Raw genomic sequence first — 20,710 nt, 5'->3', positions numbered from 1 at the left:
TGCCTCACGGGGCAGCCGCGCATTATTGCTAGGAGGTCGCCGTGGAAATCACCGTCAACGGACGAAATGTAGGAGTCACGGATCGTTTCCGTGAGTACGCGATCGAAAAGTCTGAAAAGGTCTCTCACTTGGCCGAGAAGGCGATCGCCTTCGAGATCAAAGTGACGCGACACCACGAAACCAAAGGTTCCAGTGGAGACGACCGTGTCGAGTTGACGTTGATCGGACCAGGGCCGCTTGTTCGAGCGGAATCTGCTGGTTCAGATAAGTATGTTGCTTTTGATCTGGCTATGGCGAAGCTCATTGAGCGCATTCGCCAGTCGAAAGATCGCAAGAAGGTTCACCGCGGAAACCACCGCCCCACGTCACTCCGTGAGGCGAGCGCCGGTGGATTCGCTGTTGTCGACATCACGCCCGCTAGTCCCGAAGTGATCGAAAAGGTTGCGACCGGAGCGGTGCCGATTCAGGATGAGGCGCCGGAGCCCGGCGACGAGGACTACTCGCCCGTCGTTATCCGACGCAAGGTATTCCCCTCGAGTCACATGACAGTAGAGGAGGCTCTTGATCACATGGAGCTGGTGGGCCACGACTTCTTCCTCTTTGTCGATAGCCAAACCGACCGTCCGAGCGTCGTGTATCGCCGCAAGGGCTGGGATTACGGCGTAATTGGTCTCGAAGAAGAGGCCGACGACGCGGTTCAGGGTGGTCGCTCGCGCAAGCGCAAGGCGGCCAACGGCTAAGTACACCAAGTTTTTGGCTTGGAGTTGATACGATTACGAACCGGTAACGCGGCTGTGCGCTGATTGCACGCACCGCGTTACCGTGACGTAAGCGTCTAAAAGACTGCGCTTCGTCGAGCAGTGCCAGCGTCGGACCCGTCCGACAAGAATGGGAGTATTCGGTGGCGAATGTTTTAGAACGCGCTCTTCGCGTAGGTGAGGGTCGACTTCTTCGACGCTTGAAAGCCTACGCGCAGGCGGTCAACCATCTCGAGGATGACTTCAAGACCCTCACTGATGACGAGCTAAAGAACGAGACAGTAGAGCTGCGTGAGCGCTACGCCGCGGGGGAGTCGCTCGACGACCTGCTGCCCGAAGCGTTCGCTGCCGTGCGCGAAGCGGCAAGCCGCACCCTCGGTATGCGTCACTTCGACGTTCAGCTCATGGGTGGTGCTGCGCTTCACTTGGGCAACATTTCCGAGATGAAGACCGGTGAGGGTAAGACTCTCGTCGCGACGCTCGCGGCCTACCTCAACGCTATTGCGGCCCAGGGCGTTCACGTTATTACGGTGAACGACTATCTGGCGAGCTACCAATCAGAACTTATGGGGCGTGTATTCCGTGCCCTCGGCATGACTACCGGCTGCATTATCTCCGGTCAGACGCCGCTCGAACGCCGCGAACAATACGCGGCAGACATTACGTACGGAACCAACAATGAGTTTGGTTTCGACTACCTGCGCGACAACATGGCGTGGCAGGCAAGCGACATGGTGCAGCGCGGTCATTACTTCGCTGTCGTTGACGAGGTCGACTCGATCCTTATCGACGAGGCCCGTACCCCGTTGATTATTTCTGGCCCTTCGTCAGGCGAGGCCAACCGCTGGTTCACCGAGTTCGCGAACCTCGCGAAGAAGCTCGACCCAGAAACTGACTTTGAGGTCGACGAGAAAAAGCGCACTGTCGGCGTTCTCGAGCCCGGTATCGAAAAAGTCGAGGATTACCTCGGCATCGACAACCTCTACGAATCGGCTAACACCCCGCTGATCTCGTTCTTGAACAACTCGATCAAGGCTCGCGCGCTTTTCAAGAAAGATAAGGACTACGTCGTGATGAACGGCGAAGTGCTCATCGTCGATGAGCACACCGGTCGTATCCTGGCTGGCCGTCGCTACAACGAAGGTATTCACCAGGCGATCGAAGCGAAAGAGGGCGTAGCGGTCAAGGCTGAGAACCAGACGCTGGCTACCGTCACCCTGCAGAACTACTTCCGCCTGTACAACAAGCTTTCGGGCATGACCGGTACCGCTGAGACTGAAGCGGCCGAATTTATGTCGACCTACAAGCTCGGCGTCGTTGCTATCCCGACCAACCGTCCGATGCAGCGCATCGACCAGTCCGACCTCATCTATAAGAACGAGCAGTCTAAGTTCGAGCAGGTAGTCGCCGATATCGCTAAGCGCCACGAACTAGGCCAGCCAGTGCTTGTCGGAACAACCAGCGTTGAGAAGAGCGAACTGCTTTCGCGCATGTTGGCTAAGAAGGGCGTCAAGCACGAAGTGCTCAACGCCAAGAACCACGCTCGCGAAGCAGCGATCGTCGCGCAGGCAGGCCGATTGGGTTCTGTCACGGTCGCCACGAACATGGCTGGTCGTGGAACTGACGTCATGCTCGGCGGAAACGCGGAGTTCTTGGCTGTGGCCGAGATGAATGCACGGGGCCTCAACCCCTCGGAAACTCCCGAGGAATACGAAGCCGCGTGGGATGACGTGTTCGCCGAGGTCAAAACCGGCGTAGAGAAAGAAGCCAAGAAAGTCATCGACGTTGGTGGGCTCTATGTGCTCGGCACCGAGCGCCACGAATCTCGCCGCATCGACAACCAGCTGCGTGGTCGTTCCGGTCGACAGGGTGACCCGGGCGAGAGCCGCTTCTACCTGTCTCTTCAGGATGACCTCATGCGACTCTTCAACAGCGGTGCTGCTGAAGCGTTGATGGGGCGATCGTCGGTACCCGATGACCTCGCTATCGAATCGAAGGTCGTCAGCCGCGCCATCCGCAGCGCTCAGTCACAGGTGGAATCACGGAACGCTGAGATTCGCAAGAACGTGCTCAAGTATGACGATGTTCTGAATCGTCAGCGTGAGGCTATTTATGGTGACCGTCGCCACATTCTCGAGGGAGATGACCTTAAGGATCGCGTTCAGCGCTTCCTGAAGGACGTCGTCACCGAGGTGGTTGATGTTCACACTGCCGAAGGTCATTCAGAAGAATGGGATTTCGAAGGGCTCTGGGCCGAACTGAAGACGATGTATCCCGTGGGGATCAGCGTCGATGAGGTTCTGACGGAGGCTGGCTCGCGCGGCAAGATGACGAGTGCGTTCCTCGCAAAGGAAATTCACTCGGATGCAGTGATTGCCTACGAGCGCCGAGAACAGCAACTGGGCGAAGCGGCAACGCGCGAACTCGAACGACGTGTTGTGCTGAGTGTGATCGACCGCCGTTGGCGCGATCACCTCTACGAGATGGACTACCTGAAAGACGGAATCGGACTGCGAGCGATGGCTCAGCGCGATCCGCTCATCGAATACCAGCGCGAAGGCTTCGCGTTGTTCCAGACGATGATGGGGCAGATTCGTGAAGAAACCGTCGGGTTCCTCTTCAACCTCGATGTCGAAGTGAATGGCGGCGGGGAAGCTACAACGGTTCAGGCCCGTGGCCTAGACGGAGCGAACGCCCCCGCGGCTCAGCTCAGCTACTCCGCGCCAAGCGCTGATGCGTCGGGTGAGGTCGAAGTGCGTAACGACCGCGGCCAGGTCGAGCGCGCAGCGACAGCTCAAGCGCAGCAGCGTCAAGCGAGCCAGGGTGCACCGCAACAGGCTCAACCCGCAGCTCAGCCGCAGTCGAACGAGCGCGGTGCGTTCGGACAGCGTGCGGAGGGAGCGGAACCTGAGGCTCCCCTCAACCGTTCGCAGCGTCGTGCGCAAGAAAAACGTAAGAAGTAACTCCGAAGTAGCCTCGCTCTAGAGGTTAATCGTTAATAACGGATGCCCCGCTCACTCAGTGAGCGGGGCATCCGTTATTTGTGCGCTGTAGGGGTGTGAGGCTACAGAACGTTGATCGCGGTGGCGCGCCAGCGCTTGTCGAGGCCTTCGAGGCGCACGGCGACAGCGCGCGTGCGGGCGCGACCGCGAACAATGACAACGGCTTCGATAGCGCCATCGCGTGGTTCGCAAATTCTGATTGAGCCCATAGTAAAACTGGGGCGCGTCACAGGCTGGCCTTTCGCCCGGCGGGCGCGAGCCGAAAGGACTACGCGCTTGAGCAGGTGCCGATAGACATCGTCGGTGACCCAACGCGCCATCTGATCCAAGTCTCGAGCGCCAGCGAGCACCTCGATTACGCAGCGAGTGAGGTTCTCGACGAGGGGCGCGGGGTCGGGTAGCTCTGCGCTGGAAGTCGGCTGGTGGCCGAAGAATTCGTCGGGAACGAAACGTGGCCGAATGACTTTAGAAGGCAGTGTGCCAGTGCGCGGGCGCAGCTGTGGGGGTAAGTCCACACTCGGTAAGGAGGTGCGAAGGGGCTCGGTACTCATGATCTCCCGGGTAAAAGGTCAAGACGGCGACGTTCACCCCCTTAAGGGGGTAGACCACACTTAATCAGCATCCGGACCAAATGTCTATGACTAAAGTTCAATTGTGGATAACAATCCGGAGTCAGCGGGTGGCATTAGTACCGTCAGTCCATGCGCTGGGACAATCTGTTTGACGACCTCGAGAGTCAGCTTGAGCGCGAAATAACGGCGGAGGATCTCGAGGTCGATGCCGAAGAAGAGCGTTTGCGCTTGGGGCGGCTGAGCATCCGGGATCGCATCGTGGCTCTTCACGAGCGCAGCACGACGGAGTCGCCACTGACGATCGCCGTGATGCTCACGACTGGCGCTCGGGTGGCGGTACGCCCCGTAATTATCGGTCGTGACTGGATGTCCGCCGATATCGTCGACGAAACCGGGCGCCCGGCGCAGTGCATCATCCCGTTTGCCGCGCTTGCGGGTATTTCGCTGGGCGCGCGTCACATCACGCCGAGCCTCGCTACTACTGCGTCTACGGGGCACCCGAGTCTTTCGCAGCGATTGAGCTTGAGTTATGTCTTACGTGACCTGTGCCGGCGACGCCGAGCGGTCACTTTGCTGCTGGCGACGGGAGAAGTGCACGGCACGATCGATCGGGTAGGCCGCGATCATCTGGACATCGCTGTGCACGAACGCGGAGCGGTGCGACGGGAGACGGCGGTTTCGGAGTATCGCCTAGTGCCGTTCGCGAGCCTTGTCCTAGTGCGGCCGTAACTTCGTGCTGCCGTAACTCGGTGCGGCCGAAACGCTAGAGCGCGAACGTTAGCGCTTGCGCGGTTCTCCGAAGTTCACTTCTGTAACCGTGGCGATATCCGATTGGTTCCAGAGGCTCATGCGCCGAGTCTCTTCATAGAGAGCTTCAATATAGGACTCGAGAATTGAGTTCTCGATACGCCACTGGCCCTTGCTGCCGACCTTGATGGCGGGCAGTTCGCCCGAACGCACGAGCTCCAGAACCTCGTGCGGAGAGACGCTGAGCACTTCGGCAGTATCGGCCAAGGTGAGAAATCTCCCGAGGCCTTCTGCAGGGGTGATCGCGTTCATGCATCGATTATGCGCGCACGAAGCTGGGAATGGGGCTTGTGTGGATAACTATGGCGCCACACCCGAGGCGTGGCGAACGATGGTGCCATGATCAAGACCCGACTTGTGGAGCGCGCTCGATGAGCCGCCGTTCCGGCCGTACTCAGTCCCAAGCTCGTGCGCGAGCGTTTGTTCTCGACCCGCGACTTGCCATTGGCGTCGTGCTTGTGGCGGCATCCGTTGTGGGTGTTGTCTCGCTGGTGGCCGCGACTGATGATTCAATCGAGGTTTATGCCGCGGGGGCTACTTTCACTCCCGGTGACCGCGTGCTGAGTTCGGATCTCGTGGTGCGCAGCGTCAAGCTCAATGAGGCGGCCGACCACTACATCGTCCGGGGCGAGCTTCCAGAACAAGGATTCGTCGCGACCCGCTCCATTGAAGTGGGGGAGTTGGTGCCGACGTCGTCTTTGGGCAGTCATGACGGCCTTTCGCTCACTTCTGTGGTGGTGGCGCCCCAGAGTGGCCTCTCCGGCTCTGTCGCTCCCGGCGCTTCGGTAGATGTGTGGGCGAGTCCTGAAGACGACAACGGTCAGTACGCTGCGCCTGGTGTGATCATTTCTGGGGCGGTCGTCGTGCGGCTGCTCGACGATGATTCTTTGGTCTCGTCTGCTCAGGGCAGCGCCATCGAGCTGCTGGTTCCTCGTTCGCGAGTTGCCCGTTTACTGGAAGCGATGGCTAACGGTGATGTGCTCTCCGTAATCCCCGCCAACCTCCCGGCGGAGGGCTAGCATGACCGCGTTCGCTCTCGCCATGCCCGTGACTCTGGAAGACCAGTTCGCCTTCGACGCCGCTCAACACGGCCACGAGATCGTGTTGCGCGCAGTGAGCGCGCCCGAGTTGGCGTCTCGTATTGCCGGGGCCGATGCCGATGTCGCTCTCGTTGCGGCCGAGGCTCGCTACTTGACCGACCGGCTAATCGCGTCGTGCGATCAGGCCGGAGTACGCCTGATTGCCATCGCAAGCAGTGACCGTGAGCAGCGCTACGCCAGCGACCTCGGTCTCTTTGACATAGTGGATGCCGCAGCGGGTTGGGGTGGGCTGGAGGCCGTGCTCTCCCAAGCTCCGTGGGGCGCACAAACGTCGGCGGATGAGCGTTCCGCGCTGGGCCAAGTGATCGCGGTGTGGGGTCCTGGCGGGGCGCCGGGGCGAACATCCATTGCCATCTCAGTTGCGGCGGAGCTTGCTGCTCTGGGCTATCGGGTGGCGCTCGCCGACGTAGATACGCACGGGGCGTCTGTTGCCCCCGCTCTCGGCATGCTCGATGAAGCGCCTGGCTTCGCGGCTGCGTGCCGGCTAGCGGGCACTGAAACTCTCACCTCCGAGGAGCTCGAACGAATCGGTCAGCGGTATGAATCGCCGGTGGGGTCGTTCTGGGTGCTGACCGGAATCGGTCGTCCGAGCCGCTGGCCGGAGCTTTCCTCTGAACGGGTCGGCACCACGATCGCTCAGTGCAGGCAGTGGGTCGACTACACGGTGCTCGACACCAGCTCGAGTCTGGAAAATGATGAAGAGATCACGAGCGATCTCTTTGCCCCGCGAAGAAATGCGGCTGCGGTCACAGCGGTGCGCGCCGCCGACCACGTAATCGCGGTCGGCGCCGCTGACCCGGTGGGGCTGGCACGATTTCTGCGGGCACACGTTGATTTACTCGAGACTGTGTCGACGCGCAGCGTGAGCGTCGTCATGAACAAGATTCGAGTCAGCGCCAGCGGAATGAACCCGCACGGGCAAATCACTCAGACACTCTCGCGGTTTGGTGGCATCGAGCATCCGATTCTCGTGCCCCACGATTTGCAGGGCTTTGACGGTGCAGTGCTCAGCGGAAAAACTCTCGTAGACGCGGTGCCCCGTTCGAGCGCACGGGCAGCGATTCGTGACTTAGTGGTCTCGAGGCTTGTGCCGGAGCAGCAAGAGCTGGCGCCTCGCAAGTCATTGTTCAGCAGGATGTTGGCGCGCGGGTAATCTGTAAGGGTGTCGACACTCAGTGATCTAGTCCAAGAACAAGGCCGCTCCAGTGAGGCGGACATCGAATGGCTGCACATGCTTGTCGGCGACTGGCAACTTCTCGCCGACCTCGCGTTTGCGGACATCGTGCTGTGGGTGCCGAGCGACGATAACCAGTTTGTTGCCGTAGCGCATGCTCGTCCCAGCAGCTCGGCCACCCTCTTTTACCGTGACTTCGTCGGGCAACAGATCAAACCCGAGTGGCTCGCTCAAGTCACCGAAGCGTACGAAACCTCGCGCATCGTCGATACCGCTGCACCCGCGTGGTACGAAGAGACGCCCACCCGCGTGCGGGCGGTTCCCGTGCTGCGTCGGCTCAACGCCACAGGTAATGCCACGACAGAAACGCCCATCGCCGTTATCACGCGACACACTAACCTGGGCGATGCTCGCACGCCGTCCCGTCAAGAGCTCACCTTCAACGGCTGTGCAAACGACCTGTTCGCGATGATTGCAGCGGGAGACTTTCCCGACATGGGAGCCCCCGCCGCGCCGCGCCGGGGTGCACCCCGTGCCTCCGACGGCCTCATCCGTCTGGATGTCGACGGCCTCGTCACCTTCGCTAGTCCGAACGCTCTGTCAGCGTTCAACCGCATCGGCTTCTCCGGCGAACTCGAAGCAGAATCTCTCGCCGATGTCACCACCACTCTGATTGCCGGCCAGCCTGAAGTGGATGAATCCCTTCCGCTGGTGGTCACCGGTCGCGCACCGTGGCGCACTGACATCGAAGCGCGCGGCGTGACGGTGTCGCTGCGTGCCATCCCCATCCGGGACCGCGGCGAGCGAGTGGGAGCCATCGTGCTGTGCCGCGATGTCACCGAGGTGCGGCATCAGGAGCGCGAACTGATCACGAAAGATGCCACGATTCGCGAGATTCACCATCGTGTGAAGAACAATCTGCAGACTGTAGCGTCGCTGTTGCGTATTCAGGCTCGTCGTACGCACAGCGAAGTGGCGCGAGAGGCCCTCGGCCAGGCTATGCGTCGGGTCGCAGCGATCGCTGTCGTGCACGACACCCTGTCTGAAGGCTTGAACCAAAACGTCGACTTCGATGTGGTTTTCCACCGAGTGTTGAAGCTGATCGCAGAGGTCGCGTCGAGCCACAACACCACGGTTCACCCCACGTCGGTGGGTAGCTTCGGGGCTTTACCCAGTGAGTACGCAACGCCCCTGGCGCTGGCGCTCACGGAGCTTGTAACAAATGCCGTCGAGCACGGGCTCGCGGGCAAGGCGGATGGCACGGTCGAGATCGATGCACGACGAACCGCCGATAAGTTGACGGTTCAGGTGCGCGACAACGGCGTTGGCCTCGGAGAAGGCAGAGTGGGCGAGGGACTCGGCACGCAAATTGTGCGCACTCTTATTCAGGGCGAGCTCGGCGGAACTATCGACTGGCACACCCTTATGGGTAGCGGAACCGAAGTGACGATCGACATTCCCCTCACGTGGCTCACGCGCGCTAAGTGAGCTGTGCACCCGGTAGGCTGCGCACGGTGCTGCGGATCCGGTAAGCGCGCTTGCGGCAGCACCTGCCGGAGACAAAGCAAAGGCCGATCGGAACGAAGATCGTCACCCCATGTTCTCGGGATGATGCGAAGTGTCGTGGCCGACCGGCCTGCTGCGTGAGCTACAAAAATAGGGCTCGGAGAGAGTGTGGCTTCTTAGGAAGCGCGGCGTGCGCGAGCAGCGCGACGCTTGAGAGCGCGACGCTCGTCTTCGCTGAGACCGCCCCAGACTCCGGAGTCTTGGTTGGTTTCGAGGGCGTACTGGAGGCACATTTCGGTGACCGAGCAGCGACCGCAGACAGCTTTCGCTTTTTCGATCTGGTCAACGGCCGGACCGGTGTTTCCTACCGGGAAGAAAAGCTCCGGGTCAGCGGTGAGGCATGCAGCGTTATCGCGCCAGTCCATGTGTTGCTCCTTACAGTGTGTTGCGGTGCTTGAGCGCGCAAAAAAATTGCCCTGATCGGCGTCAAGCTTGAGAAATTGTGTGGGTCTCGCTCGCAACACTGGGAGCCAGAAATCAACCTCAACTAGAATCGCATATCGGTAAAGCCAAAGCAATGGTTTTTCAGCGATTTAACGGGGAGCGAATGGTAGACGAACTTGTCCCAGAAGAAAAAACGGGACGTCATCATCCGTATCTGATTGCTCTCGCTGGAGTGATCTTCCTCGAGAGTGCCGTGCTTTTTGCTGCGCTCGCGTATCTGATTTTCGAGTTGGGGGCTGAGACGCCGCAGTCCTATCCCAGCGCAATCGCGCTCACTGTACTGACAGCGATTGCGGCAGTGTGGGTCGCCGTGATCGGTATAAGCACGCTCAGAAATCAAGCGTGGATCCGGGGCGCGGCCGTGGTCTGGCAGGTGCTGCAAATTTCAGTCGCTATCGGCAGCTTTCAAGGCGTGTTCGCCCGCCCAGACGTGGGGTGGTTGCTGTTGACGCCGGCCATCGTGGTGTTGGTGCTGCTGTTTACCAAACCGGTTCTGGAAGCAACCACCCGTCGCGACGGTTAGTCGAGTCCGAGCTTCTTGCGCAGCGAAGCAACGTGCCCGGTGGCCTTCACGGCGTAGAGGGGGAGCGAGATGGTTCCCTGTTCATCGATCACAAAAGTGGAGCGGATGACGCCAACAACCTGCTTGCCATAGAGGTTCTTTTCACCCCAGGCTCCATACGCTTCATGCACCTCGTGATCGGGGTCGCTGAGCAGCGGAAAGGTCAGTGCTTCCTGCTCGCGAAACTTGGTGAGCTTCTCGGGAGTATCGCGAGAAACACCGAGCACGACATAGCCCTCTGACTGCAGCGAACCAAGCTGGTCGCGGAAGTCACACGCCTGCTTCGTGCATCCGGGAGTCATGGCTGCAGGATAAAAATAAAGAATCACTTTCTTGCCGGAAAAGTCGCTCAGGGACACCAAATTACCGTCCTGATCAGGCAGTGTGAAGCCCGGTGCAGGGGTGCCGTTGGCAAGTCGAGAAGATTCAGTGGTCATTGTGCTCCTTAGTCGCTTTAACTCATGGTAACGTTGTTCCTCGGTTGCCCTGAGAGGGAAAACCAAGCCACGCACCTCTAGCTCAATTGGCAGAGCAACTGACTCTTAATCAGTGGGTTCCCGGTTCAAGTCCGGGGGGGTGCACAGCAAGAAAACCCCCGTGATCATTGTGATCGCGGGGGTTTTTGGTTTTAGTGCCCGAACGCTTCGGGCTGCGCGCGGATCTCTACCAGGCCCAGTCGATATCGCCCGTCGCTGTCGAGGTCAGTGCCCACAGACGGTCGCGTGCGTCGCCACCTCGGGCCGAGCGTGGAATCGGCACTGCGGCGTCGCTTTCGTCGATGTAGACGGCGCTCAATGGTGTTTCCCGGGTCGCGGCGCGCCCGTACGTTGACGCTAGAGAGCCGGGCAGTACTGCTGCGGCATTTTTGGGGGCGTAGAGAGCGCGGAGAACCCCCGGTTGCGAGGCAAGCCGACCGGCATCGAGCCGCACCGCAGGGACGCGAATGCAGCTGACATTGACGTGGGGCGGCACGCGTTCCGCGAGCGTGACGGCTGTCATCACCTGCGCAAGCTTGGAGTGGTAATACGCCTTAGTTGGGCTATACCACCGCGATGAACGAGACACCGTCGTCTAGTGTCCTCCTTTTGGGGGACATGATATCTTCTGAGCACTACTAGTGCGGCGATGGCTGCACAACCCGAAGGCGAGAAAGTAGGTGGTGCCCGAATCACTTCCAGCGACGCAATTTACCCCCGTAAATGAGCTCGCACTCCCTTTCCTGAGCCGATGGCGGCCCCGATTCTGCAGTTGCGTGCGGATGCGTCGAAATGCATTCCTCCTGCAGAAAGCTGCCCATCATGTCCGTAAAAAAACTACTGGCAGGCGTTGCCAGTCTCACCCTCACGACCGGTGCTTTTTTGGGTGTTTCGGCCCCGGCCTTCGCCGACGATAGCTCCCTCGTTTCAAATCCCGTAGCGACTCAAACCATCGCTGATGTTCCCGCCACGCAGGGCGGCGAACCCGCTCCGAGCGTCGAGCCCGCGTCGCCCCAACCGAAGCCTGATCCCGAAGAGCAGGTGCCTGCCGCATCCGAGGTGCTTGCCGAACTCGCCCCCGCTCAACCCGCGCCTTCGGTCAAGCCGGCGCCTGTGAACGCTGCGGTGACAGAGGCTGCCCCGGAAAGTTCTGCCGCTGATCCTGAAGAGCTGGCGAGCGAGCCGGCGGATGCTGAACCCGAGGCAGCGCCTGAGTTTGCTGCGCGGTCAGTGCAACCCGAATCGCAATCCCGCCCTCAGGACAATAAAAAGGTGTGGGTGTGCAAGTTCGTGGCCAGCGAGAACTCACCCTCGGGCTACCGACTCAAGCTGGGCAAGCAGCCGATTCACGTCAGCAAGAACGCGCTCGGCAACGACGTCAATACCACCGGTGACTTCAATGATCGACAACCATCGTTCGTCGTGGCTGAAGATGATTCAAGCCTGTGTTCTCGCACCGTGGTAACCGTCGACGAGGAGGTTGTGTGCCCCAGCGATGACGGCGCTGGCGTCGTGAACATCACGACTTCAACGACCCTGTTTTATGGGACGAAAGTAGTAAAGTCCTCTCAAACGACAAGTACGCGTCACTTGACGGAGAAGGAATTGGTCGAGTGCGAGCCGCCACCCGTCGAGGTCTATGTTTGCCAGTTCGTTCCCAGTAAGAGTCATCCCAGCGGCTGGGTACTTGCGCCAGGCACTCAACCTGTTTTGATGTGGGATGACGCCCTTGAGGGCGTGGTCAACGCGACCGGCGACTTCGACCCCGAGACTCCGTCGTTCATCGTCGCGAGCGACGACAGCGCTTTATGTGCCTCGAAGACTGTGGAGCGTTCAACGGCGATTGCGTGCCCTGCGGGGGATGACGAAGGCTTTGCGACGACGACCATTGTGCGCTCGTTCTTCTATGGGTCGATCAAAGTAAAGGAGCGCACCGTGGAGAAGGTGCGGGAACTCACAGAGGACGAACGCGCTGACTGCCCCGAGGTCGGCGGCGACGTGATCGCGACGGCCGCAGTGAGCTTTGTTGACGCGACCTGCGCTGCTCCGCAGGAGTTGGTTCTTGGTTCGCTCGTGAACGCGGTGTGGGGTGCGGTTACTGACCCTGAAGGGGCCGACAACTACAGCGTGACCGCGACGGCGATCAATGGCGCACATTTCCCCGAAATGGTTGACGGGGCCCTGATTGCGGAGCCGATCACGACGCTAACGTTTAGCGGAGTGCTCAACCCGCAGCTCGACGCCGGTGACCCGGAGTGCGAAGTAGTCATGCCACGGCTGGTCCTCCCTGTCGTGTCATTTACGCAAGCTACGTGTGATGTCGACGCAAGCTACACGCTCGGCGCAGCGGACGGCTACGACCACACCCTCGTTACCTTCACGGTCAATGGAGAGCCGGGCATCCTGTCTGGCACCTATACCGTCAAGGAATCTGGATCAGTGGCGGTCACCGCTGATCCCGTGGAGCCGAATGAGCTTGAAGCTGACTGGAGCGATCCCGCGGCATTCGAGTTCGTCGCAATAACCACTGAAGATTGCGTTCTTCCCAGTGCGGTCACCGCGCAACTTCCGACGCTGCCGACTTTGGCATACACCGGCGGTGGCGGAAGCTCGGCCGGGTGGTGGCTTGTGCCGCTGAGCATGATCGTGCTCGGTGGTGCGGCGGTCATCGTTCGACGCCGAATGGATGCGGACGCTCTGTAACCGAGAGTGGAAGCGCTGTGGCCCCGACACGAGTGTGTGTCGGGGCCACAGCGGCGCAGGCGAACCGGCTCGACGCCGGCGGCTGCCCGAGCTCAGGTCAGCGGGTGCGGTCGAGCGTTAGGGCAGCCACGGTTCGGGGTCAACTCGAGTGTCGAAGACGTAGACCTCGAAGTGGAGGTGGGGGAAGGTCGAGTATCCGGTGTTTCCGACAGAACCGAGAACGGTACCCGCCGCTACCCATTGCCCGGCAACTACTGCTTGTGAGCCTTCGATCATGTGCCCGTACAGCGTTTTGATTCCATTGCCGTGATCGATGATGACGTGGCGGCCCCAGCCACCACCGTCGGTCACGCTCTCCACTGTTCCCGGGGAAGCGGCGATAATGTCGGAGCCTTCCGGGGCCATGATGTCGATGCCGCCGTGGAACTCTCCACCGTCTCGGTAGCCGAAGCCGTCGTTGATGGGACCATCGGCGGGAAAGAGCTCGAGGGTGCCGGTGAGCCCTGCTGCCGTCACGACGACTTGCTGCTGAACCTGCTCGACGTCGAAGCTATCGCGAACGACGGGAGCGGGAGCGCTGGTGCCGGGGGACGCAAAGGTTTGAATATCGTCGGAGGGGGTGTCACCGGGGCCAGTGCCGACGGCGGGCGCTTGGGCGAGCAGCGTGGCATCCGCGGTGTACGCGTCGTCATTCACTATGGGGAACACGGCTGCCGGTACCGTGCCGCCGATAAGGATCGCCCCTATGGCGAGCATGGTAATTGGTCGTTTCAACAGCGTTCCTTGGTTGTGGTCAGAAAGTTGTAGCTGAATCCGGGGGAAGGCACCATCTGGTTGTGGCTTTACGCTCAGGGGGTGTGAGCGACGTAAAAGCCGAATGGGGCGGATTGCAACGCACGGGCCGAAACCGCTTCGATGCGGTTAGACAGGCTAGTGAGACCTAAAAAATAACGAACAAACCTGAGAACGGTACTCAGGAACCAACAATTTGCTGCCCTCGCCCTATATCCTTTGGGGGCAAACGTTCTGTTCTTTCGATGGGGAGGGGTCCGCATGGGCACCAGTTCACGTCCAATTATCGGCCTCACGTCTTACCTCGAGCAGGCCCAGACTGGCGTGTGGGATCTCCCGGCATCGTTCTTGCCCAAGATCTACTTCGAAGCAGTGACGGATGCCGGCGGAATCGCCGTACTTCTGCCGCCGCAGCCAGTAGATGCCGAGATCGCAAGCTCGCTCATCCAGGGCCTCGATGGCCTCATTCTCACCGGTGGCAAGGACGTTGACCCGGCGCGTTACGGTCACGAAGCGCATCCCACCACCGACGTACCGCGTAAAGATCGCGACGCTTTCGAAGATGCGCTGTTGCGCGCGGCAATTGACGCCAACGTGCCGTTTCTGGGAATCTGCCGGGGAGCTCAAGTGCTCAACGTCTCGCTGGGCGGAACAATCATTCAGCACCTTCCCGATGTAATCGGTTCCCAGCGCTACGGAGCGGGCGGCGGCACGTTCCTTGTGAACGATGTCGCGGTCGAGCCGGGCAGCACACTCGCATCATTGTTGGGGGGCGACAGCACCATTGCGGTGAAGTCGTACCACCACCAGGCGATTGGTGACCTTGCCGAGGGCCTCGTGGTCTCGGGCCGCGGCGATGACGGCGTAATTCAAGCGGTCGAGCTTCCGAGCGTCGATTTTGGCGTGGCGGTGCAGTGGCACCCCGAAGAGGATGCCAAACAAGACGCGCGTCTGTTCCGCGGAATCGTAGACGCGGCCGCCCGGTATCGCGCCCAGAACGCCCAACACGCTCCGAAGGCCTAGGCCGCTCCGACCGACGACCAGCGACTAGCGCGGCGACGACCGCCGCGGCAACGGCGCTGCGGAGATCTGCTCGCGGTTAGTCCTCGAGTTCGTAGGAGTCTTGCGCTTCTTTGGCGATAGTGCCGACCGCGATAGCGACAGTGATGCCCCAACTGATCCACATCAGAATCAGGCGCCAGTCGCGCGGGCCCTGCTTCGTGGTCTGGTAGATGCTCCAGCCGCCAGCGACCGCACTGAGGAGACTGCCGTTGAACAAGTATTTGCGCATTTTTCCTCCGGGGTTGGGTGCCTTAACGGTAGCGTGAGATGCTGGGTGCGACCAGCGACTGGCGCCCGAAAGTGGCTCGATCCCTGCAACTGCGCTGGGAAATTGGTCGCAATTCCCTAACTGACCGATCGGTCAGTTAGTCTCAAGTGGTGTCTAGTCAACAAGAGCTGCAGCGCATCGCGCTCGCCGAGTTCGCCATCGCCGGCTACACCGGCACCTCTATTCAAAGAATTGCCGAACTGGCCGGCCTCTCGAAATCCAGCGTTCTCTACCATTTCGCGTCGAAAGAGGCCCTGCTAGAAGCCGCGGCAGGCCCCGCAGTGGGACGCCTCGATGAGCTCGTAAGTCGACTCGAGACGAACGGAATCAACGCCGAATATAGAGCAGCTTTCATCGAGAGCTTCGTGGACTTCATCTTCGACTGTCGACAAGAGGTGCATCTCTTTATCAATCAGGGACCCTCGCTCGTGGGCCTTGCGGTCATTGACCGCGCCAACGACACCGTTCGACGTCTGGTCGAATGTTTCGCGGCCCTGACATCAAATCCACGCGACAAGATGCGCTTTGGCATTGCCCTCGGCGGTTCGGCATACATGCTCTGCACGGCAGACAACCTCGCAATGCCGATCGAGTCTGACGAAGAAACTCGTCGGGCGCTCGTGGAGATAATGAGCGAGCTTCTCGCGCCCGTTCGCGCTGACTAGACGCGACGCCCGGCGTCAGCAAAACGAAACTTCACTAGCCGAAACACCAGCACCTGCACCTGCACCAGCACGACTGCATTTCACCACTGCACAGCACCCAGAACCGGAGCACCCGTGGCAACTCTTCTCTACCGACTCGGTCGATTCTCGTACCGTCATCCGTGGCGCGTTCTCGTGGTGTGGCTGCTGCTCGTGGGCGGAACCCTCGGCGGCGGCATCGCGCTGGGCGGGCAAACTCAGGAATCATTCGAGATTCCCGGCACCGAGTCACAAGCGGCCCTCGACCGGCTCGAAGCGGTCTTCCCCTCTGTGGCAGGAGCATCCGCCACGGCAGTGATCGTTGATGAGGATGGATCGCGCATTGAGAACTCCGAAACGGTGATCGAAGCGATTACGGCCGCCATTGACCGCATCGACGGTATCGACTCGGCGGTGAGCCCCTTCGATGAGTACGCCGGCAAGGCGATTTCGGATGACCACAGCATGGCCATCATCCGGGTGCAATTCGAGGGTGTGGCAACCGACGTGACGGAGGCGACCCTCGAGGAACTCATCGAGACCGCCACGATCGGCGAAGATGCCGATCTGCGCGTCGAGTTTGGCGGCCAAGTCTTTCAAGACACCTCCTTCGGTCTCACTGTCACCGAAGTGATCGGCGTCGTCTTCGCCGGACTCGTGTTGGTGATCACCTTCGGGTCGCTGCTCGCTGCCGGCATGCCACTGCTCAGCGCCCTCATCGGAGTGGGAATCGTGATGGGCCTCATCACGACCCTCTCCGCCTTCACTACGGTGTCGAGTTCGGCACCGCTGCTCGCACTCATGATTGGGTTGGCGGTCGGAATCGACTACGCCCTGTTCATTGTGTCGAGGCATCGAGCGCAGCTCGCGCACGGCGAAGAGCCTGAAGAGTCGGCTGCGATGGCAGTCGGCACCGCCGGTAGCGCCGTGATCTTCGCCGGAGTTACCGTCATCATCGCGCTGCTCGGATTGCTCGTCGTTGGCATCCCGTTCCTGAGCGTGATGGGTATCGGCGCCGCCGTCGCAGTCTTCATCGCGATGGGGGTTGCTACGACGCTGTTGCCTGCCCTGTTGGGGCTGGCGGGAGCGCGGCTGATCCCCAAGACCGGCTCACGGGCGCAGCGACGTTTCATGGCATCCGCGGATGAAAGCCGCAGCATGGGAGCGCGCTGGGTGCGTGGAGTGACCAGGCACCCGTGGTTGGCGACGATCGCGGTCGTGGCAATTCTCGGTACGGTCGCGATTCCGGCCGCTAGTCTCACGCTGAGCCTGCCCGATGGTGGTTCAGAGCCCGAAGGGTCCACGCAACGCGAAGCGTTCGACCTCGTCACAGAGGGCTTCGGCCCCGGCTATAACGGTCCACTCGTTGTCGCGCTCGACATCACGCAAACAATCGACATTCAGGATGATCTGGAGGCGATCGCGGCTGACCTCGAGAAGTTGGATGACGTTGACTTTGTGTCGCAGGGCTTCCCCGATGAGGGGCTCGACACCGCGATCATCCAAGTGACGCCGTCGAGTTCTCCTGATTCGGAACAGACGAAAGCGCTCGTGCAAAAGATCCGTGATCTCGCTCCAGAGCTAGAGCGCACGTACGACATCCCGATCTTTGTGACAGGCACCACCGCGATCGCTATCGACATCTCGAACCGACTCAGCAACGCGCTGGTGCCCTTCGGGCTGATCGTTGTGGGGCTGTCGATTCTGCTGCTCATGATGGTGTTCCGTTCGGTGCTGGTGCCTATCAAAGCGGCAGTCGGCTTCTTGCTCTCTGTCGTTGCGTCGTTCGGTGTCGTCGTTGCGGTCTTCCAATGGGGATGGCTCGGTGACCTGATCGGCGTCGATAACCCCGGCCCCATCCTGAGCTTTATGCCCATCCTGTTGATGGCGGTGCTCTTTGGCCTCGCGATGGACTACGAGGTGTTCCTCGTTTCAGGGATGCGCGAAGAGTTCGTAAAGACCGGCAATGCTCTCGCCTCGGTACGCCATGGTTTCGCGAGCAGTGCCCGCGTCGTCACGGCCGCCGCGCTCATCATGTTTTTCGTCTTCTTCGCCTTTGTGCCAGAAGGCAGCGGAACGATCAAACCCATCGCTCTCGGACTCGCCGTCGGTATCGCGTTCGACGCATTTCTGGTGCGGATGACGCTCGTTCCCGCCCTCATGGCGCTCTTCGGCAACGCCGCCTGGTGGCTGCCCGCCTGGCTCAACCGGTTGCTTCCCAACGTGGACATCGAGGGAGAGCTATTACGAGAGCATCGTCGCGAACTGGAATGGGCCTCCACTCAGTCCGCGCTCTCGATGAGCTCTGAATACCTTGTAGCGGGTACTGCCCAGCATGGGCTCGGCCCGATCTCTCTCGCCGTGCCCCGTGGTGCCGTCGTGATCGCATCGGGGGACCGCCACGACCGACGCATCATGGGAGCCACACTCTCGGGCATCCTGCCTCCCGTCTCGGGAATGGTGCAGGTGCTCGGGTACCCGTTGCCGTCTCACTCTGATGAGGTGAACAAGAGAGTTGCTCTGTCAGAAATCGGGGGAACGCCGTACAGCGAAGATGCTGCGTCGATGGATGCCATGCTGCGTGAGCGCATCGAGATGACGCAGCCTTGGAAGCGAACTCCGCACACCTCGACTGCCGTTGCTGCCTGGATTGCGCGCGTCAACGGCGTGCTCTCTGAAGTGACTACTCGCCGCACCATCCCGATCGCAGCCGACACCAACGTGAACGCGCTGCCCCAATTGGAACGGTCGGTGGCGCTCGCCGCTATCGGCTTGGCCGAGGGGACGGAGATCGTTTTCTTCGATCGTTTCGATCAGTTTGCCGAAGCGGAGGATGAGGCAGTGTTCCTCACCGCCGTCACGCGACTGGCTGACCCCGGTGTGACCATCCTGTTCGGTACCGGCAGGCACGTCACTGCTGCCAGCGAAATTGATCACGGCGAACGAGCCGTGATCGTCGTCGATCTTTATCTGCTTGCCCCGGAAGGACTCCTTCGATGAGCACCTCATACCCCACAGCCATTCCACGTCGACGCTGGTTGACCATTAGCGGGTTCGTCGCTGTTGCGCTCCTCCCGCTCGCGTTCACCGGGCTTTTCGTCGCCGCAGCGGGTGATGGCGAAAGCGCGATCGACAACATTCCGGTAGCGCTCGTGAACAACGATGAGCTTCAAACGACGACTACGGCCGAGGGCGAGGAACAGATCGTCTTTGCGGGCCGTCAGCTGGTGACGGAGCTGACGGGCGCCGATGGCTTCGAATGGACCATCACGAATTCGAACGACGCCGAAGACGCACTCGCTCGCGGTGATGTTTACGCGATTCTCACCGTGCCGACCGAGTTCTCCGAATCGATCCTCTCGCTGTCGACAGATGCGCCTTCGCAAGCTCAAATCTCGATTCGCACGGATGACTCGCACAGCTATCTCACCGGTTCGGTGGCGCAGGTGGTGGGCCAGTCGATGACCGATACCTTTGGTCGCGCGATTACTTCGCAGTACATCGACGGTATTTACGCGAGCGTGGGCGAGCTGGGCGGAGCACTCTCTGACGCGGCTGACGGGGCGACAGAGCTAGCGGATGGGGCGAGCGATTTCTCTACGGGGCTCGAGAGCTACTCGGAGGGTGTCGGTTCACTCTCCTCTGGACTCGCGGATCTCAACTATGGTGCGGGCAATCTTGACGGGCTCACCGCCGGAGTCGACGAGTACACCGCCGGTGTCTCGCAGCTTGCCTCGACGCTCGCAGCGATCAACCCCGCCATCCAGGCGCAAATCACTGACCCGCAACTCAAGGGCACGCTTCAGGCTGTCGTCGATGGCCTCAATCAGGCCTCTGCGGGTGGCGGGACGCTGAACACCCAAACAGCGGATGCCGTCGGCGGCATTCAATACGGAATCTCGCAGAGCGCGGCGGGGGCCTCTCAGCTCGCTGACGGATCAGGGGAGCTCACGACCGGAGCCACCGCGCTCACCTCGGGCGCGAAAGAGCTCGCCACGGGATTGAGCGAGGGCGCTGCTCTCGTGCCGACCGCGGATGACTCCACCGACACCACGACGAGCGCCGACATTGCCGCCGAGCCAATCACGCTTTCTGTCACGACAGACAACGAGGTGTCGGAGCCGGCACAGGCAATCGCGACCTTCTTCATCCCACTCGGGCTCTGGCTGGGGGCGCTTGCCGTGTTCCTAGTGCTGACGCTGCCGTCATATCGTTCGCTGGCATCCACAGCCAGAAATGGACGGATTGTGGCGGCGACACTGGTGCGGGCATCCATCGTCACCGTCGTGCAGGCGGTGCTGCTCGTGCTCTTGCTGCACGTTGTTGTCGGCGTCGACTGGGCCCTTGCTCCGGCGACGGCCGGGTTCGCTCTTCTCATGGCGCTAGCTTTCGCCGCGTTCCACTACTTCTTGATCGCAGCACTCGGGCGTGGTGGGCTCGTGATTTCGCTCTTCTTGCTTGCGATCCAGCTGACCTCCACCGGCGGTGTTTATCCGATCGAGGCCCTGGCGGCACCGTTCCAGGCCGTGAGCCCATTCTTGCCACTGACCTATGCCGTTGAAGGGATGTACACCATTCTTTCGGGCGGAAGCCCGGCGTCTGCGATCACCGCTGCTGTCGCTCTGCTCGCTCTCGGTCTTGTGAGCGTCGCGCTCTCGGTCTTTGCTGTGAAGCGGATACGAAAATCGGCCGCCACGGGAGCGATCCTGTCGGCGGCCGATTCTCGTGCTCTCTAGCGAGA

At 60.8% G+C, this 20,710-nt stretch carries 19 protein-coding genes and 1 tRNA gene; 13 read left to right on the top strand and 7 right to left on the bottom strand.

Annotated elements, in window-relative coordinates; genetic code table 11:
* The first annotated feature begins 41 nt into the window (after positions 1-41).
* Both hpf and secA read left to right on the top strand, forming a co-directional pair.
* Positions 42-740 carry a ribosome hibernation-promoting factor, HPF/YfiA family gene (hpf, locus tag ESZ53_RS05575; protein WP_129071917.1) on the top strand — a complete coding sequence of 233 codons (699 nt, stop codon included), beginning with the start codon at positions 42-44 and terminating at the stop codon, positions 738-740.
* Between the two features lie 161 nt (positions 741-901).
* Positions 902-3,721: a preprotein translocase subunit SecA gene (gene secA / locus ESZ53_RS05570; protein WP_129071916.1), complete on the top strand. Its 2,820-nt coding sequence runs from the start codon at positions 902-904 to the stop codon at positions 3,719-3,721.
* A 101-nt stretch (positions 3,722-3,822) separates the two neighbouring features.
* Here the strand turns inward: secA and ESZ53_RS05565 are convergent, their stop codons facing one another.
* Entirely contained in the window at positions 3,823-4,311 is a 489-nt protein-coding gene (locus tag ESZ53_RS05565; RefSeq protein ID WP_129071915.1) for an Rv3235 family protein, read from the bottom strand.
* A 150-nt stretch (positions 4,312-4,461) separates the two neighbouring features.
* Between ESZ53_RS05565 and ESZ53_RS05560 the strand changes: the two genes are divergently transcribed.
* Positions 4,462-5,061, top strand: a complete 600-nt coding sequence (locus ESZ53_RS05560) for a hypothetical protein (RefSeq protein WP_129071914.1) — start codon at positions 4,462-4,464, stop codon at positions 5,059-5,061.
* A gap of 48 nt (positions 5,062-5,109) precedes the next feature.
* On the opposite strand, the gene ESZ53_RS05555 is transcribed toward ESZ53_RS05560, so the two are convergent.
* Positions 5,110-5,391, bottom strand: coding sequence for a helix-turn-helix domain-containing protein (locus ESZ53_RS05555; RefSeq protein WP_129071913.1), 282 nt, complete (start codon positions 5,389-5,391; stop codon positions 5,110-5,112).
* A gap of 119 nt (positions 5,392-5,510) precedes the next feature.
* Between ESZ53_RS05555 and ESZ53_RS05550 the strand changes: the two genes are divergently transcribed.
* The 3 genes from ESZ53_RS05550 to ESZ53_RS05540 are packed head-to-tail and all read left to right on the top strand — an operon-like array spanning position 5,511 to position 8,901.
* A complete protein-coding gene (locus ESZ53_RS05550; protein WP_129071912.1) occupies positions 5,511-6,158 on the top strand; it encodes a hypothetical protein in 648 nt (215 codons plus the stop codon).
* Position 6,159: 1 nt separating this feature from the next.
* Complete coding sequence (locus ESZ53_RS05545; RefSeq protein ID WP_129071911.1) at positions 6,160-7,392, top strand: tyrosine-protein kinase family protein; 1,233 nt, start codon at positions 6,160-6,162, stop codon at positions 7,390-7,392.
* Between the two features lie 9 nt (positions 7,393-7,401).
* The gene (locus ESZ53_RS05540) at positions 7,402-8,901 is read left to right on the top strand and encodes a sensor histidine kinase (RefSeq protein ID WP_129071910.1); all 1,500 of its coding nucleotides are present in this window, start codon (positions 7,402-7,404) and stop codon (positions 8,899-8,901) included.
* Between the two features lie 194 nt (positions 8,902-9,095).
* On the opposite strand, the gene ESZ53_RS05535 is transcribed toward ESZ53_RS05540, so the two are convergent.
* On the bottom strand, positions 9,096-9,344 hold the full coding sequence (locus ESZ53_RS05535) for a WhiB family transcriptional regulator (protein WP_009772809.1): 249 nt from the start codon (positions 9,342-9,344) through the stop codon (positions 9,096-9,098).
* A 182-nt stretch (positions 9,345-9,526) separates the two neighbouring features.
* Between ESZ53_RS05535 and ESZ53_RS05530 the strand changes: the two genes are divergently transcribed.
* Positions 9,527-9,946 carry a hypothetical protein gene (locus ESZ53_RS05530; RefSeq protein WP_129071909.1) on the top strand — a complete coding sequence of 140 codons (420 nt, stop codon included), beginning with the start codon at positions 9,527-9,529 and terminating at the stop codon, positions 9,944-9,946.
* On the opposite strand, the gene bcp is transcribed toward ESZ53_RS05530, so the two are convergent.
* On the bottom strand, positions 9,943-10,422 hold the full coding sequence (bcp, locus tag ESZ53_RS05525; protein WP_129071908.1) for a thioredoxin-dependent thiol peroxidase: 480 nt from the start codon (positions 10,420-10,422) through the stop codon (positions 9,943-9,945). The two genes, ESZ53_RS05530 and bcp, sit on opposite strands and share 4 nt — an antisense overlap.
* Positions 10,423-10,493: 71 nt before the next feature.
* Between bcp and ESZ53_RS05520 the strand changes: the two genes are divergently transcribed.
* Positions 10,494-10,566: transfer RNA gene (locus tag ESZ53_RS05520), tRNA-Lys, on the top strand.
* A gap of 82 nt (positions 10,567-10,648) precedes the next feature.
* Here ESZ53_RS05520 and ESZ53_RS05515 read toward each other — a convergent pair.
* Complete coding sequence (locus ESZ53_RS05515; RefSeq protein ID WP_129071907.1) at positions 10,649-10,987, bottom strand: hypothetical protein; 339 nt, start codon at positions 10,985-10,987, stop codon at positions 10,649-10,651.
* A 296-nt stretch (positions 10,988-11,283) separates the two neighbouring features.
* On the opposite strand from ESZ53_RS05515, the gene ESZ53_RS05510 reads away from it, so the two are divergent.
* Complete coding sequence (locus ESZ53_RS05510) at positions 11,284-13,164, top strand: hypothetical protein (RefSeq protein ID WP_129071906.1); 1,881 nt, start codon at positions 11,284-11,286, stop codon at positions 13,162-13,164.
* A 117-nt stretch (positions 13,165-13,281) separates the two neighbouring features.
* Here ESZ53_RS05510 and ESZ53_RS05505 read toward each other — a convergent pair whose 3' ends face one another.
* Complete coding sequence (locus ESZ53_RS05505) at positions 13,282-13,938, bottom strand: M23 family metallopeptidase (RefSeq protein WP_246837393.1); 657 nt, start codon at positions 13,936-13,938, stop codon at positions 13,282-13,284.
* 279 nt (positions 13,939-14,217) lie between these two features.
* On the opposite strand from ESZ53_RS05505, the gene ESZ53_RS05500 reads away from it, so the two are divergent.
* The gene (locus ESZ53_RS05500) at positions 14,218-14,979 is read left to right on the top strand and encodes a gamma-glutamyl-gamma-aminobutyrate hydrolase family protein (RefSeq protein ID WP_129071905.1); all 762 of its coding nucleotides are present in this window, start codon (positions 14,218-14,220) and stop codon (positions 14,977-14,979) included.
* 76 nt (positions 14,980-15,055) lie between these two features.
* Here the strand turns inward: ESZ53_RS05500 and ESZ53_RS05495 are convergent, their stop codons facing one another.
* Complete coding sequence (locus tag ESZ53_RS05495) at positions 15,056-15,247, bottom strand: hypothetical protein (protein ID WP_129071904.1); 192 nt, start codon at positions 15,245-15,247, stop codon at positions 15,056-15,058.
* Between the two features lie 149 nt (positions 15,248-15,396).
* On the opposite strand from ESZ53_RS05495, the gene ESZ53_RS05490 reads away from it, so the two are divergent.
* The 3 genes from ESZ53_RS05490 (at position 15,397) to ESZ53_RS05480 (ending at position 20,705) form a co-directional block, all read left to right on the top strand.
* Positions 15,397-15,951: a TetR/AcrR family transcriptional regulator gene (locus ESZ53_RS05490; RefSeq protein WP_129071903.1), complete on the top strand. Its 555-nt coding sequence runs from the start codon at positions 15,397-15,399 to the stop codon at positions 15,949-15,951.
* A 114-nt stretch (positions 15,952-16,065) separates the two neighbouring features.
* Positions 16,066-18,969: an MMPL family transporter gene (locus ESZ53_RS05485; RefSeq protein WP_129071902.1), complete on the top strand. Its 2,904-nt coding sequence runs from the start codon at positions 16,066-16,068 to the stop codon at positions 18,967-18,969.
* Entirely contained in the window at positions 18,966-20,705 is a 1,740-nt protein-coding gene (locus tag ESZ53_RS05480; RefSeq protein WP_129071901.1) for a YhgE/Pip family protein, read from the top strand. The genes ESZ53_RS05485 and ESZ53_RS05480 overlap by 4 nt, the downstream gene beginning before the upstream one ends.
* Positions 20,706-20,710 lie beyond the last annotated feature (5 nt).

Source organism: Salinibacterium sp. UTAS2018, from assembly GCF_004118935.1.
In the GTDB taxonomy this organism is placed as follows: domain Bacteria; phylum Actinomycetota; class Actinomycetes; order Actinomycetales; family Microbacteriaceae; genus Rhodoglobus.
The sequence above is the reverse complement of the archived record's forward strand: the minus strand, read 5'-3'. Positions and strand labels throughout refer to the sequence as shown.

What these genes read in the sequence shown, in the direction of transcription:
- ESZ53_RS05565 (WP_129071915.1), bottom strand. Translation starts at nt 4,311, where the DNA reads ATGAGTACCGAGCCCCTTCGCACCTCCTTACCGAGTGTGGACTTACCC.
- ESZ53_RS05560 (WP_129071914.1), top strand. Translation starts at nt 4,462, where the DNA reads ATGCGCTGGGACAATCTGTTTGACGACCTCGAGAGTCAGCTTGAGCGC.
- ESZ53_RS05555 (WP_129071913.1), bottom strand. Translation starts at nt 5,391, where the DNA reads ATGAACGCGATCACCCCTGCAGAAGGCCTCGGGAGATTTCTCACCTTG.
- ESZ53_RS05550 (WP_129071912.1), top strand. Translation starts at nt 5,511, where the DNA reads ATGAGCCGCCGTTCCGGCCGTACTCAGTCCCAAGCTCGTGCGCGAGCG.
- ESZ53_RS05545 (WP_129071911.1), top strand. Translation starts at nt 6,160, where the DNA reads ATGACCGCGTTCGCTCTCGCCATGCCCGTGACTCTGGAAGACCAGTTC.
- ESZ53_RS05535 (WP_009772809.1), bottom strand. Translation starts at nt 9,344, where the DNA reads ATGGACTGGCGCGATAACGCTGCATGCCTCACCGCTGACCCGGAGCTT.
- ESZ53_RS05530 (WP_129071909.1), top strand. Translation starts at nt 9,527, where the DNA reads ATGGTAGACGAACTTGTCCCAGAAGAAAAAACGGGACGTCATCATCCG.
- bcp (WP_129071908.1), bottom strand. Translation starts at nt 10,422, where the DNA reads ATGACCACTGAATCTTCTCGACTTGCCAACGGCACCCCTGCACCGGGC.
- ESZ53_RS05510 (WP_129071906.1), top strand. Translation starts at nt 11,284, where the DNA reads ATGTCCGTAAAAAAACTACTGGCAGGCGTTGCCAGTCTCACCCTCACG.
- ESZ53_RS05500 (WP_129071905.1), top strand. Translation starts at nt 14,218, where the DNA reads ATGGGCACCAGTTCACGTCCAATTATCGGCCTCACGTCTTACCTCGAG.
- ESZ53_RS05495 (WP_129071904.1), bottom strand. Translation starts at nt 15,247, where the DNA reads ATGCGCAAATACTTGTTCAACGGCAGTCTCCTCAGTGCGGTCGCTGGC.
- ESZ53_RS05480 (WP_129071901.1), top strand. Translation starts at nt 18,966, where the DNA reads ATGAGCACCTCATACCCCACAGCCATTCCACGTCGACGCTGGTTGACC.